This window comes from Bacteroides caecicola (assembly GCF_023337095.1).
Lineage (GTDB): Bacteria > Bacteroidota > Bacteroidia > Bacteroidales > Bacteroidaceae > Phocaeicola > Phocaeicola gallinarum.
Genome location: NZ_JAMBLM010000002.1, coordinates 153,225 through 172,424 on the forward strand (window position 1 = coordinate 153,225; position 19,200 = coordinate 172,424).

Genomic DNA, 19,200 nt, shown 5'->3' on the forward strand with positions numbered 1-19,200 from the left:
CTTTTTAAAAAGAGGAAGGAAGTAAGATAATTTTTGTAAAAATTCGTATCCTTCTTTAAGAATTACAACGGCATATTGCCATGCTTCTTCGGCGGATTGCTTTGGCTCTTATTCTGAGTCATTTCCAAAGCCTGAATCAGCTTGAAGCGAGTATCTTTCGGAAGAATGATTTCATCAATGTAACCTTGCTCGGCAGCACGATACGGATTCGAGAATTTTTCTTTGTATTCTTCTACCGCCTGTGCCTTTTCTTCGGGCGTTGATTTACGATACAGGATATTGACTGCACCGTCTGCTCCCATCACGGCAATTTCGGCTGTGGGGTACGAGAAGTTTACATCCGAACCAATCGGTTTGCTGTTCATCACGATGTATGCGCCACCGTATGCCTTGCGGGTTATCACCGTAATTTTGGGAACGGTAGCCTCGGCATAAGCGTAGACTATCTTCGCACCGTGGCGGATGATTCCGTTGTGTTCCTGAGCACATCCCGGAAGGAAACCGGGAACGTCTTCGAAAGTAACAATAGGGATATTGAAGCAGTCGCAGAAACGGATGAAGCGAGATGCCTTATCGGAAGCATCGATATCGAGCACACCCGCCAGATAAGCAGGCTGATTTGCCACGATACCTACCGAACGGCCTCCCAAGCGCGCAAATCCCACTACTATGTTTTTAGCGAAATGAGGCATTACCTCGAAGAAGTATTGGTTGTCAACCACCGGCTCGATGATATTTTTGATATCGTAAGGCATGTTGGGGTCGTCGGGGATAACGCTCATCAGCGATTCGTCCGCACGACGGATGTCGTCTGAGCAGGGTTGCATCGGGGCATCTTCCATGTTGTTCGAGGGAAGGAAGCTCAGCAACTCACGGATGCTCATCAGGGTTTCTTCTTCCGTTTCACACAAGAAATGGGTTACACCGCTCTTGCTGCTGTGCGTATAAGCACCTCCCAATTCTTCTTTATCTACCTCCTCGTGTGTAACAGCCTTTACCACATCGGGTCCGGTAATAAACATGTGGCTTTTTTCTTTCACCATGAAAATAAAGTCGGTCAGCGCCGGAGAGTAACAAGCTCCTCCCGCACACGGGCCCAAGATGGCAGATATTTGCGGAATCACGCCCGAAGCAATGGTATTCTGGTAAAAGATTGAAGCATATCCGGAAATACTGCCCACGCCTTCTTGGATACGTGCGCCGCCTGAGTCATTCAAGGCAATAACCGGAGCTCCGTTCTTCAGAGCCAGTTCTTGCACTTTCACGATTTTCTTCGCACCGGTTGTACTCAGCGTACCTCCATACACCGTAAAGTCGTAAGCATATACGTATACCAGCCGACCGTCTATTTTACCGTAACCACATACGATACCGTCGCCGGGAATATGCTTTTTATCCATTCCGAAATCGGTGCAATGATGAATCACAAACTTGTCGATTTCATTGAACGTACCTTTATCCAATAACATGTCGATACGTTCGCGGGCAGTCATGTGTCCGTTGGCATGTTGTTTTTCCACACGCTCTACACCGCCGCCTTGAGATGCCAGTTTATCCAGCTCCTCAAATTTCTTATATTGTTCTTCTGCCGTCATAATCAATCTTGCTCGTTATTAATTACATCCAATGTCATAATCACTTGATTGCTGTTTACAGAGTCTCCTTCGTTTACCAGAATATCTTTTACGACACAATCACTGCTTACCTTATAGTTGCTCTGCATCTTCATCGCTTCGATTACCACCACGATGTCGCCTGCCTGCAAGCGGTCGCCCACCTTCACCGGAATCTTGACTACCTTGCCCGGCATCGGAGAAACAATCTTGTCTTCCTGCTTTTCTTCGGCACCCTTGCGCATACGCAGGTATTTCGCCTGAGAGTCGATGATATCAATGTTATACGACTGATAGTGAGCATTTACCGTATAACTCTTACCTCCCTCTTTGCGAATCAGTTCGGCGTTATACGATTTTCCGTTGTGCAGAATCGAACAACTTCCGTTTTCTGCCATTACAATGTCGACATCGTAAGGCACTCCGTCAATAGTCAGTTGCACCTTGTTTCCTTCTTTACTTACCAACGTTACATCGGCCACTCTTTCACCTATATGTATTTCCATACCTTATTAGTTTTTGAGTTCTTCAGAATTCAAAGAACTTAAATCCGTAATACTCCTTTCTTCAAACCAAATTCGCGCCAGCGGCTGATGGGTCGGTTGTCCGACGAACCGGTGTTGTTTTCTTCCAGATTCATCAGATAGTCAATGTAAGCCGCAATCATTGCAATGTTTTCGGTTTCTTCTTCTTTCTGTCCCGCCCATTGGCGCAACATATCCTGATGTTTCGGGATGAAGAGCGTGTTATAATGTCCTTCCACAAAGTCAGGTACATTCATTATATGGCGCAAGTAAGCGATATTGGTCTTCAATCCTGTAATCTTATATTCGTATAACACACGGCGCATACGCTCGATGGCAAACTGGCGGGTGGTAGCCCATACAATCAGCTTACCTATCATCGGGTCGTAGTAAATAGGAATTTCGTAGCTTTCATATACATAGCTGTCGATGCGTACGCCAATGCCGTTCGGTTCAATCAACTGACGGATGATACCCGGAGAAGGCATGAAGTTATTTTCCGAATCTTCGGCACAGATACGGCATTCGATTGCGTGTCCGCGCTGAATGAGTTCTTCCTGTTTGAAATGCAGCGGTTCGTTATTGGCTATACGGAGCTGTTCTTTCACCAAGTCAACGCCTACTACCTCTTCCGTAATCGGATGTTCTACCTGAAGACGGGTATTCATTTCGAGGAAGTAGAAGTTGCGATGCTTGTCCACCAAGAATTCAATGGTTCCCGCACCCTTGTAGTTCACAGCTTTGGCTGCTGCCACAGCCGCCTCACCCATTTTCTTACGCAACTCAGGAGTTACGAACGGCGACGGGGTTTCTTCTACTATTTTCTGGTTACGGCGCTGGATGGAACATTCGCGCTCAAACAAGTGAACGGCGTTTCCGTAATTATCGCCTAAAATCTGAAACTCGATATGGTGGGGTTCTTCCACGAATTTTTCCAAGTAAACCGTGTCGTCGCCGAACGAAGACATTGATTCCGAACGAGCCGTATTATAGGCTTCTTCCACTTCGTCTTCACTATGAATCAGGCGCATCCCCTTTCCGCCGCCACCCATAGAGGCTTTCAGCATCACGGGGTAGCCTATGCGGTTACAGATTTCTTTTGCTTCTTCTACACTCTGCAAGGGCTGTTCCGTACCCGGCACTACCGGCACACCGGCTGCAATCATGTGTTTGCGGGCAGAGATTTTATCGCCCATCGCATCCATTGTTTCCGGGTCGGGACCGATAAAGATAATTCCTTCCTCGCGGCAACGGCGTGCGAACTCCGAGTTTTCAGACAAAAAGCCATATCCCGGATGGATGGCATCCGCTCCATGACGTTTTGCTGCCATGATAATTTTATCAATATTCAAATAACTCTCACGCGAGGCAGCCGGACCTATCAAACAAGCCTCATCGGCATAAAGAACGTGGCGAGCCGTTCTGTCGGCTTCCGAAAAGACTGCCACCGTGCGGATGCCCATCTCACGACAAGAGCGCATTACACGTACAGCTATTTCACCACGGTTAGCGATTAATACTTTGTGTATCATGCTTTAGGATTTAATTATAATCTTTTTCATTCTCTTTCCGGGAGGCCCTTTCGTTTCGGCACAAGAACCCAGAAACTGTGCAAAAGTAGAAAAAAAGCGCAACCGTTCCAACGAATGCCCCGTTTTTTTGACATTACGTTGGTAAATTGCACCAAAATCCCCTTTTTCAGGTAAACAAAGGTTGATAAAAACAAGAAAAAGCAAAGTCGAGTTTGCAATAGGGTATATTCTGATTCGCTCTTTTTATTCTTTAAGCGGGAAAACACGGCCTTCCATGCTGATTTGCGACACTCTTCCGGGCTGTGTTACTTTCACCGTACACCGGTTTGAATGCGGGCGGAGCAGGATAACGACATCCCTGTCGTCTACGATGCCTTCGCCGCGCACTTTGATATGGAAGCGACATTCGCCGTTGCGTTTCTTCTTGCCTTCCGACACTTCTGCCCGCAGGTTCTCTTTCCGATCGGCAGGGAAACCAATATGCAGCCTCATGCCGTCATTGGGGGATATGTAGTAAGAAAAGTCCCCACCGTTTGCTTTCAGATAGCTTTCCCTCATCTCTTTGTATTCGGTGAGGGCAGGCGTAAGCGGACTGGCGGACGAGGGGTAGAGGGCATCCAGCTGCACGATGAAACACCCGTTGCGTAATGACGCAAGGGCTTCCTGATGTTCCGATTTCTGCTCCGGTGTTATCTGCTGTGTTTTACAACTGACACATAAACAGAAAAGAGCAAACATGAAAGAAAAGATTTTTATAAAACGCATCTTTGTCTATAAATTACATTTAAACTCTAAGGTAACAACTCTCGCTGTAAATATAACAATTTAGTTTCACATATCATAGCTATCCACCGCAGTTTTCAGGAAAAAAAGATTACCTTTACACCTTGAAACAAATCGCAATGCTTATGAACGTACAGATAGAAGAAAGTTGGAAAGAAGTCCTTGCTCCGGAATTTGAAAAAGATTATTTTGTCAAGCTGACCGATTTCGTCCGTCAGGAATACCGCACCACTACGGTCTATCCTCCGGGACGGTTAATATTCAACGCCTTTAACCTCTGCCCTTATAATAAAGTTAAGGTAGTTATTATCGGGCAAGACCCTTACCACGGTCCGGGACAGGCGCATGGGCTTTGCTTTTCGGTGAACGACGGAATCCCTTTCCCTCCTTCCCTTCAAAATATATTCAAGGAAATCCATGACGATTTAGGCACTCCGATTCCTACTACCGGAAACCTGACGCGCTGGGCGGAACAAGGGGTATTAATGCTCAACGCCACGCTGACCGTGCGAGCGCACCAAGCCGGTTCACACCAGCGCAAAGGATGGGAGGAGTTTACCGATGCCGCCATCCGCGCACTCGCCGAAAACCGCGAGCATTTGGTATTCATCCTATGGGGTTCGTATGCACAAAAGAAGGGGGCATTCATCGACCGCACCAAGCATTTGGTACTGACTTCCGTCCATCCCTCTCCCCTTTCTGCCTATAACGGCTTTTTCGGGAACAAACATTTCAGTCGCACCAATGCGTACTTGGTGGAACATGGGGAAACGCCGATTAATTGGTAATACTTTTCAACGGCATAAAAAGAGGAAAGGCTGCCTGCGAGTAAAAACATCATACTCGCAAACAGCCTTTTCTGCTATGAATGAGGCCCTATATTCAGGCTATCCGTTCTGTTTGGCTACTTCAGCTTCATCAATACAGGCTGTTTCACAGTGCTGACTTCCGACTGAACGGTTTCGTTCAGTTGCTCGAAAATCGTAATTTTGTTTTCGCCTTTCTTCAACCAAACACCGGGAATGTACAGTGTTTGCTGAGGACCTACCTGCCAGTAACGACCGATGTTGATTCCGTTGATGAAGATAATTCCTTTTCCCCATGCTTCCATGTCGATGAAGGTGTCACCGGTTTGGTCAAGCGTGAAAGTTCCTTCGTAAATAGCCGGACAGTCTTTCAATTTGTTGGCTTGGGTAGATCCGATTGTGTACACATTTCTCTTCAACGTCTGCAAATCGGGAGCTTCGCTCATGGGCAGGCGGTACATGTTCCATCCGCCGGTGATTTCTTTGCCGGCAATGGTTACGGGACTGATGATTCCTTTCGTATTGTGTACGATTTCGCTGCCGTAATTGATGCGTCCCATGTTTTCTACCAATATTTCCAATGTGGCGTTAAAGGGAACGTCGATTTCCATTGAGTAGGTTTGCGTATTACGGTTCAGTACACCCACCTTTTCGCCATCGACATATACCACGGCGTAATCGCGCAAGCCCGGAATCTCCAGCGTGCCACTGATGGGCTGATTGAAGTGACGGGTGTATAACACGTAGCCGTAACCCTGATTCAGCTGTTCGAAAGTTTGGGGATCGTTGCTTGTTACGGGTGTTGTAGATTCGGTAAGGGCAAGCACATCAGCCACTTTATTCAACTTAATAGATGGTATCTCGATAACCGGATTAGGAGCGGGGGCATCGGGGATGGCGTATTTCACGTAGCGTTTCATCACGTTACGGATGGAGTCGTACTTGGGAGTAACCCAGCCTGCTTCGCTGATGGGTGCATCGTAATCGTAACTGGTCATGTCGGGCTGAATGTCACGTCTCTTGTCGTAGTTGGCTCCGCTGGTAAATCCGAAGTTAGTACCTCCGTGTACCATATAGAAGTTGAAAGACACGTCGTTCTTCAAGTAGGTTTCCGTCTGGCGGGCGATTTCCGACGCACTTACCTGCGGGAAGGGTTCCGCCCAGTGAGACAACCATCCGGGGTAAAATTCCGCCACCATGTACGGGCCTTTGCCGCCGTGATACTGGTCGACTACTTTTTTCAGGTTTTCGATGTCGCTTTCACCGTTTGCCGTGGGCAGTGCGCCTTCGGTAGTTCCGCCTTCAAACAGCCAGCTTCCGTCGGACGTAAACAGCGGGACATTGAAACCGGCATCGGCAAGCTGCTGCTTAATCTTGGCATTGTAAGCGCGGTGTTCTTCCAACGGAATATCTTTCCGCTGAGCTACATACGAGCCGAACTCGTTTTCGCACTGCACCATAACGATAGGGCCTCCCTTCGTACACTGCAAGTCGCCCACTTCCTGATACAGACGTTCAATGTAGGCTTTCGTACGTTCCAAGAAAGCCGGGTTATCGCGACGGATTTCCATGCCGGGGATATTCTGAAGCCACCACGGATAGCCTCCGTATTCCCATTCGGCACATACATACGGACCGGGACGAAGTATCACCATCATGCCTTCTTCGCCGGCAATACGGATATACTCGGCAAGGTTCTTATCGCCCGAAAAATCCCATTTTCCGGGTTCTGTTTCATGCAGATTCCAAAACACGTATGTAGCCACCGTGTTCAGCCCCATTCCTTTCATCATCTGCAAACGATGACGCCAGTATTGATGCGGAATACGGGCGTAGTGCATCTCTCCTGCATGGATTGACACCACCTCGCCGTTCCGATAAAAATGACCGTCTTTAATTTCGAAAGTTGTTTTCTTTGAGGCTGCAAACCCTAACGAAGAAAATAACATCAGCAACACACAAATAAGGTTCGTTTTCATGATAAGATTTAGTTTTAATGATAAAATGTGTTATGTGTAATAAGCCGAGCTGACAAACAGCCGTTCCAAACACAAAGATAGAGGTTAGCCGAAAACGAAACAAACTTATCGGGGATATTTTAACGGGATGCTTACCAACTTGTAACCATTCACTTCGTCAGCAGCCATTGCGTAAATCACATTCCGTGCCTCATCTACACACAAGCGCAGCAAACGTTGCTTAACGTTTATCTTCCGGAGGGCTTTTCCCTGCCAGTCGAATACCATTACCGATTGAGGCTCCGCAGCATCGCCTTTCTCGTGCAACAGCGCATAAACAAACTGATCTGTCGCATAAACATCTTCAAACCCCAACTGCGTATTTTCATTACCTACAACAAACGATGGCACTGCTCCTTCTGCCAATCCGTAGACAGGTTCATAGATATATAATGCTGTGTCTGCACGCAGTCCTAAATCCGGCTGCACACTAAAGTATTCCAATATCCCGCCTATGTAAGTAGCATTTAACACCTTTGAACAATCAGGCTTTAAGCAAGTGCGCGTATCGCTACTAAACACCGACCACACTTCTTCAGCTTTGCCGGCTACACAATCAGTAGGAAAATCACCATAAACAGATGTTATTTCACCTTTTGCCAAATCCAATTTGCCATAACGCAGCTTGGGTTGATTAGCCTTAACCAAAAACACCTCATCCTTCACCGGAAGCATATCGTATAGGATATAAGGAATATCCGACGGGGGAAGCAGCGTGTAATCTATTTTATATTCTTGGAAAGGCAAATCCTTTACGTAATCTCCATTCAATTTATACATCACTATTTTACGTGATACGCCATCATAAACATATAACGAATCTCTGTCTTCTGACAGATGGAACTGATTGGCAGACAAAAGTTCGCCCGGTCCTTGTCCCTTACGTGCAAAATGCCCAATAGGTTCTCCCTTCAATGTATATACATGAAAGTAATAATCATCCATATAATCCAATACCACAAGCAGGGAATCCGTATATTCCATCTGCAAGGGGAAACGCCATAAAGAAGAGTCATTCAAGATTTGCACCTGTACATCATAAACATTTTCCGAGTTAATCCCATTGGAATAATAATCTGACTTGCTACTTCCGGAACATCCTACAATCAACCAGCTTACAAATAATAGCAAATAAATAATTGAGTTCTTCATCCTTTATACTTTTATCAAAATAGTACATCTTAAATGAATGTGCCATCATGTCAAAAATACACACTAAATAAAAATTGATTTATCACTTCTCTATGACGAGTCTTTTTCACATTTTAGCACATTCAAGAACTCTCACATTTTTAATTACATGGAACAAGAATGGCTACCTGTTAAAGTCCCTTTAGATGGTCCTATTTCAGTCCCACATAATCCACATTTTGCATGACACCTATTTACACTACCCCTACATGACCAGCTTGTATTTGTTCCACTTTCATTACCTGCCAATGCTTCTATATTCTCCAAAGCCAAATCTGACAATTCTTCTTTATTCTGTGCATTATAAGCTGTAATACCGGCTACCACAGCTAAAGCAGCCGCAAAAGCAATTTTTAAAATCGTATTTTTCATAAAATAATTTGTTGTTTGTTATTCGTTTCTTTGGTTTACTTTTCTCTTACAAAGCTGCAAATCCCCGATTTGCAGATAAAGATAAAAACTATTGAGAAACGGAACAAACTTTTCAGAAATATTTTTACAGTGTTCTCTTTTAAAGGACAAGAAAGGAAGCAACTAAAATAGCAACACACTGATTTTAAACACTTTACACCCATGCAAAGAAGTTGAAAAACCTTAGCGGTAGCGCAGGGCAGTCTTCCGAATAGAATTGATCAACTCTACCGCATGGACTGACCAACACTAACGGTAGCGTTTTGAAGGTATTTTAAATGGTTGGCAAAGCAGTTGGGTTCAGATAAAAAAGCGTGCAGGCTTGGAGATTTCTCCGACAAGTCTGCACGCAACCAAATGTAATGAAACTAAGTCTAACTATCAGTCGATTTCTTCATCGGCTTCGTAACCGCCCATTTCGCGGATGGCGTTTTTCAGCATCACGTATTGCTGGAACAGGTGGTTTACGGGGATTTCGTTTTCGGTATAATCGTGCATCGGGCTCTTGAGGAAGAAGCTCAAGAAACGCTGGATGCCATAACGTCCGGCGCGAGCAGCCAAATCGCTCAACAAAACAAGGTCGAGACACAGCGGAGCTGCCAAAATAGAGTCGCGGCAAAGGAAGTTAATCTTAATCTGCATCGGGTATCCCATCCAGCCGAAGATGTCGATGTTATCCCAACCCTCTTTGTTATCGTTACGCGGCGGATAGTAGTTGATACGTACCTTGTGATAGTAATCAGTATAAAGGTCAGGCTGATTTTCGGGCACCAAAATAGACTCCAACGTAGAGAGTTTGCTTACCTCTTTGGTATGGAAGTTGGCAGGTTCGTCGAGCACCAAGCCGTCGCGGTTACCCAAGATATTGGTAGAGAACCATCCCGACAAACCTAAGCAGCGTGTCCCGATAATCGGTGCGAAACCCGATTTAACCAAAGTCTGTCCGGTTTTGAAGTCTTTGCCGGCAATCGGCATTTGGGTCTTTTCAGCCATTTCCCACATCGCCGGAATGTCAACTGTGGTATTAGGCGCACCCATAATGAAAGGAGCACCTTCGGCAAGTGCGGCATAAGCGTAACACATAGACGGAGCCACATGCTCGCGGTCGTCGTTCTTCATAGCCTGTTCAAGGGCAGCCAGCGTGCCGTGTACCTCTTCGCACACCGGAACATAAATTTCGGTAGAAGCCGCCCAAAGCACTACGATACGGCTGCATCCGTTTGCCTCCTTGAAGTTACGGATATCTTGGCGGAGCTGTTCCACCATCTCCCAGCGCGTAGCACAGTCTTTCACATTGTTTCCATCCAAACGTTTTGCATAGTTGTGGTCGAAAGCCGCTTTCATCGGAACAATCTTTTCCAGTTCGTCTTTAACCGGATTGATGTCTTTTTCTTTCAGCACCTCGCAGTTGATGGCAGATTCGTAAGCATTGGCAGGATATACATCCCATGCACCAAACACGATGTCGCTCAACTGAGCCATCGGAACGATGTCGCCATAATGCAAGTATTTCTTTTCAGCTCCCCTTCCTACGCGGATTTTATCGTATTGGGTCATCGAACCCACCGGTTTTGCCAGTCCTTTACGAACCATTAACACTCCAGTTATAAAGGTTGTGGCCACAGCGCCCAGCCCCACGCACAATACGCCCAGCTTTCCGTCAGCCGGTTTTACATTCATGTTTTTCATTTCTAAATTCCTTTTTTCCTTTTTATAAACAATATTTTTTGCTTTATAGACAAAACAAGTGCCCAAAGTTACGGTTTTGTTTAAATAAAACCACTTTTCGGGGAGCATTTTATTTGTATATCGGTAAATATGTGCCATAAAATCAGAGAAAAGGAACATTTGTTTAATTTCCAAGAAAAGAAGAACATAAGAAAAATATATGTATCTTTGCGCCCGAATCTTAGAACAGTAAGAAAGATGAATGATATTTGTTGCATAGGACATATCACTTTAGACAAAATCGTAACCCCGAAACAAACCACTTACCTGCCGGGAGGTACGTCTTATTATTTTTCACATGGTATGCGCCATCTGAAAGACACTCGCAACTACAAGCTCATCACAGCGCTTGCACCCAGCGAATACAAAGCAGTAGAAGACATGCGCAAAGAAGGCATCCGGGTAAAGGTATTACCCAGCCGGAAAACCGTTTATTTTGAAAATACGTACGGAGAAAACCAAGATAACCGCACGCAGCGAGTGCTTGCCAAAGCCGATCCGTTTACGGTAGACGAGCTGAAAGACGAAAAAGCTCACATCTTTCATTTGGGCAGCCTGCTGTCGGACGATTTCTCGCTGGACGTAGTAAAGATGCTTTCCGACAAAGGAATCCTTGCCGTTGATGCACAAGGCTATCTTCGCGAGGTGAGAGGTGAAAAAGTTTACCCCATTGATTGGAAAGACAAAAAAGAAGCGCTGAAGTACATCGACATTTTGAAAGTAAACGAACACGAAGCCGAGGTATTGACGGGTTTCAAAGACCCGAAACAGGCTGCGCTGCAACTGGCTGCTTGGGGCGTAAAAGAAGTGTTGCTTACGTTAGGCAGCCTCGGTTCGCTGATTTACGCTGAAGGGAAGTTCCACAAGATTCCTGCCTACCCTCCCCATGAGGTAGTAGACGCAACGGGATGTGGCGACACGTATGTATTGGGATACTTATATATGCGTAACAAAGGGGCATCGTATGAAGAAGCCGGATGTTTCGCCGCTGCCATGTCAACCATCAAGCTCGAAAAGTCGGGACCGTTCTCCGGCACGGAAGAAGATGTCTGGAAAATAATCCACACAAGCAACCTGCATCCGCAAACTTTATAACGAAAATAAAGACAGAAAACAGATGTTATTCGGGAAAAAGGTATAACTTTGTCTGTATGAAACTCTAAAATTTGACGACTATGTACACAATACAGACAAACCCTTCGGGAACCCGAAGCATGGAAATCTCGGAAACACATCTGGAAACAATTGATAAATATGCGCTCTTTCAAGGATTAATAGACAGCAACGGAATCGTAGACGAGAGCGTACTCGACAAACTGAAGCTGAACGTCCGTTCGCTGATTGCTTCGATGGAAGAAAACAGCAAAGACTTGCTCGACCTCTGCATCGATGTGATTTATCATAATAACATGAAAGCCTTCGGGCTGCATCAGCTCATTTTGCTTTACATCAACTGGAAACGTGATAAAGAAACAGAATAACCTGACTGATTGGTTGCCTACAACCAAAAAAGAAGTAGAATTAAGAGGATGGGACGAACTGGATGTCGTTCTGTTCAGTGGCGATGCTTATGTAGACCATCCGTCGTTCGGGGCGGCTGTCATCGGGCGTATGCTGGAGGCGCAGGGGCTGAAAGTGGCGATTGTTCCTCAACCGAATTGGCGCGATGACTTGCGCGATTTCAAGAAATTGGGTCGCCCGCGCCTGTTTTTCGGTGTATCTGCCGGATGCATGGACAGCATGGTAAACAAATATACGGCAAACAAACGGCTCCGCAGCGAGGATGCTTATACTCCCGATGGGCGTCATGACATGCGTCCGGAGTATCCCACCATCGTTTATTCCCAGATATTAAAAAGACTTTTTCCCGATGTCCCCGTCATCATAGGGGGCATCGAGGCTTCTTTACGCCGGCTGACGCATTATGATTACTGGCAAGACAAGGTGCGTCCGTCTATTTTATTGGAATCGGGAGCCGATTTGCTGATTTACGGCATGGGCGAGAAACCGATTACGGAACTTTGCCGGCGCATGAAGATTTCGGCTGACATTCCTCACGACATCCCGCAGACTGCTTACCTGACCCGGCGCAACAAAACGATTTCCGCCACCGGGGGCTGGGAAGACTTGACGTTGTTCTCGCACGAGGAATGCCTGAAAGACAAGCGCAAGCAGGCGCAAAACTTCCGTCACATTGAAGAAGAATCAAACAAGTATGCGGCGGCACGCATCCTGCAAACCGTTGAGGGACGTACCGTGGTGGTTAATCCGCCCTATCCGCCCATGACACAGGGCGAACTTGACCGTTCGTTCGACCTTCCTTATACGCGACTTCCTCATCCCAAATACAAAGGAAAACGGATTCCTGCCTACGAGATGATTAAATTCTCGGTCAACATTCACCGCGGATGTTTCGGAGGATGTGCGTTCTGCACCATTTCTGCCCATCAAGGCAAGTTCATAGTAAGCCGAAGCAAAGAGAGTATCTTGCGCGAGGTGAAGGCTATTACCGAAATGCCCGACTTCAAGGGATACCTAAGCGACCTCGGCGGGCCGTCTGCCAACATGTATCGCATGGGTGGAAAAGACGAAACGCTTTGCCGGCGGTGCAAGCGTCCGTCGTGCATTCATCCCAAAGTGTGTCCGAATCTGAATACCGACCATCGCCCGCTGTTGGATATTTATCGGGCGGTCGATGCCTTGCCGGGTATCAAGAAGAGCTTCATCGGGAGCGGAGTGCGTTACGACCTGTTGCTTCACGAGAGCAAAGACGAGGCGACGAACCGCGCCGCAGCCGAGTACACGCGAGAGCTTATCGTGCACCATGTGAGCGGACGGCTGAAAGTGGCTCCCGAACACACCAGCGACCGCGTGCTTTACCTGATGCGCAAGCCTCCGTTCGAGCAGTTCTACCGGTTCAAACGCATCTTCGACACGCTGAACCGTGAACTGAACCTTCGCCAGCAGATTATCCCTTACTTTATCAGCAGCCACCCCGGATGTACCGAAGAGGACATGGCAGAACTGGCGGCTATCACTAAAAAGTTGGATTTCCATTTAGAGCAGGTTCAAGACTTCACTCCCACGCCGATGACCGTTGCCACCGAAGCTTGGTATACAGGTTTTCACCCTTACACCCTTGAACCGGTTTATTCTGCCAAGACCCAACGAGAGAAATTAGCCCAACGCATGTTTTTCTTCTGGTATAAACCCGAAGAACGGCGGAATATTATCAATGAGCTTAAACGCATGGGCAGAAACGACCTTATCGACAAACTTTACAAAAGATAACTGACCGGATTCAGAGCCTGCTATACAGCTGTTATGCAGGCTCTAAAATCCGATTTTAAACTTTCCCCCTCAAGCCCGGATTCCCGGTCTGTACACCTCTAAAAACATTACGGTTAGAAATTTAATTTCTTGCGGAAGGATTCATCGTTTCTATTCGGAAGACTTACGGGGCTTTCGGGTAGAATTTTCCAGCTTTCAGACGAGGTATAAAACACGCCCTAATTCCCCTGTATGCTTGCCGCGAAACTTCACCCCTCCCTTACGTAAAAGAGGTCAAAATTCCGCCGCATTCTTACCTCCCTGCCTCAAGTTACGCCCGATGTTCTGTTTATATTTGTTAAATCATACAGACACGTGCAGTATATTCGTTAAGAAACCATTTATTTAGCACAGAAATACTGAAAAACATTTAGAAACCAAAAAATTAATTGAATATGAAGAAAATGAAATGGGCGGCAATGTTTGCCGCAGCTGTGGCGATGTTGGGATTTACCTCTTGCTTGAATAGCGATGACGATAACTCTAACTATCCGGGATATGAGTATGTACAAATAACCAGCTCAATCGGTTATTATTCTTTCCGCAACGCCAGCGGATATACCCTTACCCCGACCAATCAGGGAGATTTATCGAAAGTCAATTTTGGAAGCGCACGGTATGCAGTGATGAGCTACCAGTATAATCCGGATTCGATAAATAATGTAACCCACACAGTAGACATCACTGTTACAGGATTAGCTCCGGTAGAAACGTACCGTAATCTTTACAACGAAAGTGAAGTAACCAGTTTCGCCAACGCTCCGTTCTATGCCGTAGGTGTAGACTCTTATGCAGCTCCTTACTTCGATAAGAACACGCTTTTCATTTTAGCCGCATACTATGCCAAACTTGATTCAGACGGCGACCTTGACGAAGCGAGCACCAACCATACATTCGGTCTTTACTATGATGCAAATGCTGAACCGGAAGCGATGTATTCAGACGACTTGGTAATGACGCTGTATCACCACGTAACCGATACAAACCTTAACAAAGAGCGTACGCAATTTACCAGCAAATATCTGCATTTCGACATCAGCAGTGCCGTTGCCGCTTACCAAAGCAAAAACGGTGAATTGCCCGACCAGATTGTAATCAAATACAAAACTCCGGATACTTCAATGGGAGGAACCGACTATGAAAAGCTGTTGGATTATGCCAATGCAAAGGATGCTACCAACCCGCTGCAAATACCTTACCAACGATATTTCGCTGAAGACAGCAACAGCAGTACGAATAACTAATGCTTAATTTATAATAAACAAAAAGGAGACATGCCGATAATGTCTCCTTTTTTTATACATTTGCGTTTCGTTCTAACCAAAGAATGAAGAAAAGATGAATTATAAAGAGTTATTCCATAAAATACTGGGTTTGCTTTCTGCTCCGGGAAAGGCGTGGGAGGAAATTTGTACTGAGAACGAAAGAAACAACATACTGACCGGATTTGTCTACCCTCTCATCGGAGTTTGCGGGCTGGCAGAATTTGCAGGAACATTCATCGAACGAGGCATCTCGCCCGATGTGTTCCAGTATGCCTTACAGAGTTGTTGCGCCGTAGCCGTGGCTTTATTCGGCGGTTTTTTCCTTGCCTCCTACCTGCTTGAACGGATGGGACAACGATGGTTCGGCTTGTCGTGCTCCCGCGAAAGGATGCAAGCCTTTACGGGTTACTCGATGGTAGTTATCTTCGTACTCGATACCATTTGCCCGTTTTTCCCGATAGCCATATTACGCTGGCTGTTACAGTTATATACGCTTTTCATCGTTTTTGAAGGCGCACGCCGCTATCTGGATATCAAAGAAACCAAACTCACGTCGTACACTCTCGTGGCTACCATACTCATCTTGCTCTCGCCGGCATTGATTGAATTTATATTTAATAAACTCTCTGTTATTTTGAACTGATGAAAACTACCGCTAACAATAATATCAATATAAAAAACAAACGAGCGTCTTTCGACTATGAATTTATTGATACATACACTGCCGGAATCGTACTCACCGGAACGGAAATCAAATCCATCCGTCAGGGTAAGGCGAGTTTGGTAGATACGTATTGTTTCTTCTCAAGAGGCGAACTGTGGGTGAAAAACATGCACATCGCCGAATATTTTTACGGTTCGTACAACAATCATGCTGCACGGCGTGACCGCAAGCTGCTGCTTACCAAAAAAGAACTGCGCAAACTGGAACGCACATCAGACGAACCGGGATTTACCATCGTACCCGTACGCATGTACATCAACGAAAAAGGATTGGCGAAAGTTGTTATCGCATTGGCGAAAGGTAAGAAGCAATACGATAAACGACAAACGCTGAAGGAAAAAGAAGATAAGCGCATGATAGACAGAATGTTTAAAAGATAATGCTGCAAACGGCATTAATATGTTTTTCTTCCTTTAACTTTTCCTATACTCAACTCTTCGAACCATGACAATACAACAACTGACAGACCAACGCATCCTCATCCTTGACGGAGCGATGGGGACAATGATTCAACGGTATCGCCTTTCGGAAACAGACTTTCGCGGAGAACGTTTTAAAGACATCGCGGGGCAACTGAAAGGATGTAACGACTTACTCAACCTGACGCGCCCCGATGTTATCGAAGATATTCACCGGAAATATCTGGAAGCGGGCGCAGACATCATCGAAACCAATACATTCAACGCCACTTCCATCTCGATGGCGGATTACCACATACAGGAGTATTGCCGCGAAATCAACCTTGCGGGTGCTGAACTGGCACGACGCATGGCGGACAGATATGCCACACCGGAAAAACCGCGGTTTGTAGCCGGCTCGGTAGGACCGACCAACAAAACCTGTTCCATGAGTCCCGATGTAAACAATCCCGCTTTCCGTGCCCTCACGTTCGACGAATTGCAGGATGCTTATTGTGAACAGATGGAAGCGCTCTTACAGGGAGGTGTAGACGCACTGCTGATAGAAACGATTTTCGATACGCTAAATGCCAAAGCAGCTATCCGTGCCGCTGAACTTTCGATGGCGAAAACCGGACGCCGCGTGCCGCTGATGCTGTCGGTCACCGTATCGGACGTGGCAGGGAGAACCCTATCCGGACAGACGCTTGACGCATTCCTCGCTTCGGTTCAACATGCAGACATTTTCTCGATAGGGCTGAACTGCTCATTCGGAGCCAAACAATTAAAACCTTTCTTGGAACAGTTGGCTAAGCGTGCGCCCTACCGCATCAGTGCCTACCCGAATGCCGGACTTCCCAACAGCCTCGGCGAATATGACCAGACGCCGGAAGAGATGGCAGACGAGGTGAAAGAATACATTGATGAAGGGCTGGTAAACATCATAGGCGGATGTTGCGGAACTACCGAAGCATACATCGCCAAGTTCAGCGAGCTGGCGGAGGGAAAGAAACCGCACGTTCCGGCCGAATGTCCGCAGTATTTGTGGCTGTCGGGACTGGAGCTGTTAGAAGTATCGCCCGAAATAAACTTCGTAAACGTGGGCGAACGTTGTAACGTGGCGGGGTCGCGCAAGTTTCTGCGTCTGATAAACGAGAAGAAGTACGAAGAAGCCTTGTCTATCGCCCGCAAACAGGTGGAGGACGGAGCGCAGATTATCGACGTAAACATGGACGACGGACTGCTGGACGCTGCCGAAGAGATAACAACTTTTCTTAATCTCGTTGCCTCGGAACCGGAGATAGCCCGCGTGCCGATCATGATTGACTCCTCGAAGTGGGACGTTATTCTTGCCGGATTAAAATGTACGCAGGGGAAAAGCATTGTCAATTCCATCTCGCTGAAAGAGGGGGAAGAGGCATTTATCAACCACGCCCGCACGGTAAAACAGTACGGAGCGGCGGTTATCGTCATGGCATTCGACGAGAAGGGTCAGGCAGACACATTCGAACGGAAAATCGAAGTCTGCGAGCGTGCATACCGTATCCTGACCGAACGGGTGGGATTCAAGCCGCAAGACATCATATTCGACCCCAACGTACTTGCCGTTGCCACGGGTATGGAAGAACATAACAATTATGCCGTCGACTTTATAAAAGCTACCGGATGGATTCGGCGCAACCTGCCGGGTGCCCATGTCAGCGGCGGGGTAAGCAACCTTTCTTTCTCGTTCCGGGGGAACAATTACATCCGTGAAGCGATGCACGCCGTATTCCTTTACCACGCCATCCGCGAAGGCATGGACATGGGCATCGTAAACCCCGGTACATCGGTGCTTTACACAGACATTCCCGCCGACATCTTGGAACGCATTGAGGATGTGATTCTAAACCGCCGGCCCGACGCAGCCGAGCGACTGATTGAGACTGCCGAAATGTTGAAAAGCCAAAACGAAGCCTCAACCGGAAAAACGTCCGACACCACACCTGCTGCCGGACAGACAGTGGAAGAGCGTTTGCAATACGCATTGGTCAAGGGTATAGGCGACCATCTGGAAGAAGATTTGCACGAAGCACTACAAACTTATCCCAACGCCGTAAGCATCATCGAAGGACCGCTGATGGCGGGCATGAATTACGTGGGCGAGCTGTTCGGGTCGGGAAAAATGTTCCTGCCGCAAGTGGTAAAAACCGCACGCACCATGAAGAAGGCGGTTGCCATCCTTCAGCCTTACATCGAAGCCGAAAAACAGGAGGGGACAAAAAGTGCCGGAAAGGTATTGGTGGCAACGGTGAAGGGCGACGTACACGACATCGGAAAGAACATTGTTTCGGTAGTCATGGCATGTAACGGTTACGAGATTATCGACCTCGGTGTGATGGTGCCCGCCGAAAAGATTGTAGAGACGGCTATCAAAGAGAAAGTAGACATTGTGGGACTGAGCGGACTGATTACGCCTTCGCTGGAAGAGATGGTGCACGTGGTAACGGAATTGCAACGCGCCGGGCTTGACATTCCGGTGATGATAGGCGGCGCCACTACCTCGAAGCTCCACACGGCATTGAAAATATCGCCCGTCTACCATGCGCCCGTGGTTTATATGAAAGATGCTTCGCAAAACGCTTTAGTGGCGGCAAAGCTGTTAAATCCCGACCAGCGCAATGCGTTTACCGAAGAGTTGGAAAAAGAATACCAAGAGCTGCGCGAAAAGAACCGTACGCGCACGGTGAAAACGGTTTCGCTGAAGGAAGCGCAAGAAAACAAACTCAATTTATGGGACTAAACGCAAGCGGTAGAACAGTTGGCTTCTACCCATAGAAACAGGCAACTCTATGGGAAGGAATTGACCGCTCTACCGCATGAAATTAAGAGGGCATA

General features: G+C 46.9%; 16 protein-coding genes. 8 read left to right on the forward strand and 8 right to left on the reverse strand.

Translation table 11 applies throughout. From position 1 onward, the window contains the following. Positions 1 to 62 precede the first annotated feature (62 nt). The 4 genes from M3085_RS02355 to M3085_RS02370 all read right to left on the reverse strand — a co-directional run bounded on the left by M3085_RS02355 (position 63) and on the right by M3085_RS02370 (position 4,407). A complete protein-coding gene (locus M3085_RS02355) occupies positions 63 to 1,595 on the reverse strand; it encodes an acyl-CoA carboxylase subunit beta (RefSeq protein ID WP_178256266.1) in 1,533 nt (510 codons plus the stop codon). A 2-nt stretch (positions 1,596 to 1,597) separates the two neighbouring features. Further along, complete coding sequence (locus M3085_RS02360; protein ID WP_178256267.1) at positions 1,598 to 2,119, reverse strand: biotin/lipoyl-containing protein; 522 nt, start codon at positions 2,117 to 2,119, stop codon at positions 1,598 to 1,600. Positions 2,120 to 2,157: 38 nt separating this feature from the next. Continuing rightward, on the reverse strand, positions 2,158 to 3,669 hold the full coding sequence (gene accC / locus M3085_RS02365) for an acetyl-CoA carboxylase biotin carboxylase subunit (protein WP_191710408.1): 1,512 nt from the start codon (positions 3,667 to 3,669) through the stop codon (positions 2,158 to 2,160). Positions 3,670 to 3,912: 243 nt separating this feature from the next. After that, complete coding sequence (locus tag M3085_RS02370) at positions 3,913 to 4,407, reverse strand: hypothetical protein (RefSeq protein WP_204500797.1); 495 nt, start codon at positions 4,405 to 4,407, stop codon at positions 3,913 to 3,915. A gap of 170 nt (positions 4,408 to 4,577) precedes the next feature. Between M3085_RS02370 and M3085_RS02375 the strand changes: the two genes are divergently transcribed. Continuing rightward, entirely contained in the window at positions 4,578 to 5,240 is a 663-nt protein-coding gene (locus M3085_RS02375) for a uracil-DNA glycosylase (RefSeq protein ID WP_249052205.1), read from the forward strand. 116 nt (positions 5,241 to 5,356) lie between these two features. Here the strand turns inward: M3085_RS02375 and M3085_RS02380 are convergent, their stop codons facing one another. From M3085_RS02380 to M3085_RS02395, 4 genes are all read right to left on the reverse strand, one after another. Continuing rightward, positions 5,357 to 7,237, reverse strand: coding sequence for a glycoside hydrolase family 35 protein (locus tag M3085_RS02380; protein WP_249052206.1), 1,881 nt, complete (start codon positions 7,235 to 7,237; stop codon positions 5,357 to 5,359). Between the two features lie 105 nt (positions 7,238 to 7,342). Beyond that, positions 7,343 to 8,428 (reverse strand): BF3164 family lipoprotein, encoded by a 1,086-nt coding sequence (locus tag M3085_RS02385; protein WP_249052207.1) that lies wholly within the window; start codon positions 8,426 to 8,428, stop codon positions 7,343 to 7,345. A 144-nt stretch (positions 8,429 to 8,572) separates the two neighbouring features. After that, the gene (locus M3085_RS02390; RefSeq protein WP_191710403.1) at positions 8,573 to 8,839 is read right to left on the reverse strand and encodes an NVEALA domain-containing protein; all 267 of its coding nucleotides are present in this window, start codon (positions 8,837 to 8,839) and stop codon (positions 8,573 to 8,575) included. 420 nt (positions 8,840 to 9,259) lie between these two features. Next, positions 9,260 to 10,567: an inositol-3-phosphate synthase gene (locus M3085_RS02395; protein WP_178256273.1), complete on the reverse strand. Its 1,308-nt coding sequence runs from the start codon at positions 10,565 to 10,567 to the stop codon at positions 9,260 to 9,262. Positions 10,568 to 10,804: 237 nt separating this feature from the next. Between M3085_RS02395 and M3085_RS02400 the strand changes: the two genes are divergently transcribed. The 7 genes from M3085_RS02400 to metH all read left to right on the forward strand — a co-directional run bounded on the left by M3085_RS02400 (position 10,805) and on the right by metH (position 19,105). Beyond that, positions 10,805 to 11,701, forward strand: coding sequence for a PfkB family carbohydrate kinase (locus M3085_RS02400; RefSeq protein ID WP_178255675.1), 897 nt, complete (start codon positions 10,805 to 10,807; stop codon positions 11,699 to 11,701). A gap of 80 nt (positions 11,702 to 11,781) precedes the next feature. Next, positions 11,782 to 12,087, forward strand: a complete 306-nt coding sequence (locus M3085_RS02405; RefSeq protein ID WP_178255676.1) for a hypothetical protein — start codon at positions 11,782 to 11,784, stop codon at positions 12,085 to 12,087. Continuing rightward, positions 12,068 to 13,897, forward strand: a complete 1,830-nt coding sequence (locus M3085_RS02410; protein WP_249052208.1) for a YgiQ family radical SAM protein — start codon at positions 12,068 to 12,070, stop codon at positions 13,895 to 13,897. The genes M3085_RS02405 and M3085_RS02410 overlap by 20 nt, the downstream gene beginning before the upstream one ends. 434 nt (positions 13,898 to 14,331) lie before the next feature. Beyond that, positions 14,332 to 15,180, forward strand: a complete 849-nt coding sequence (locus M3085_RS02415; protein ID WP_178255677.1) for a hypothetical protein — start codon at positions 14,332 to 14,334, stop codon at positions 15,178 to 15,180. A 94-nt stretch (positions 15,181 to 15,274) separates the two neighbouring features. After that, on the forward strand, positions 15,275 to 15,844 hold the full coding sequence (locus tag M3085_RS02420) for a Yip1 family protein (protein ID WP_249052209.1): 570 nt from the start codon (positions 15,275 to 15,277) through the stop codon (positions 15,842 to 15,844). Next, on the forward strand, positions 15,844 to 16,305 hold the full coding sequence (gene smpB / locus M3085_RS02425; RefSeq protein WP_249052210.1) for an SsrA-binding protein SmpB: 462 nt from the start codon (positions 15,844 to 15,846) through the stop codon (positions 16,303 to 16,305). The genes M3085_RS02420 and smpB overlap by 1 nt, the downstream gene beginning before the upstream one ends. A 64-nt stretch (positions 16,306 to 16,369) precedes the next feature. Continuing rightward, on the forward strand, positions 16,370 to 19,105 hold the full coding sequence (gene metH / locus M3085_RS02430) for a methionine synthase (RefSeq protein ID WP_249052211.1): 2,736 nt from the start codon (positions 16,370 to 16,372) through the stop codon (positions 19,103 to 19,105). The last annotated feature ends 95 nt before the right edge of the window (positions 19,106 to 19,200 follow it).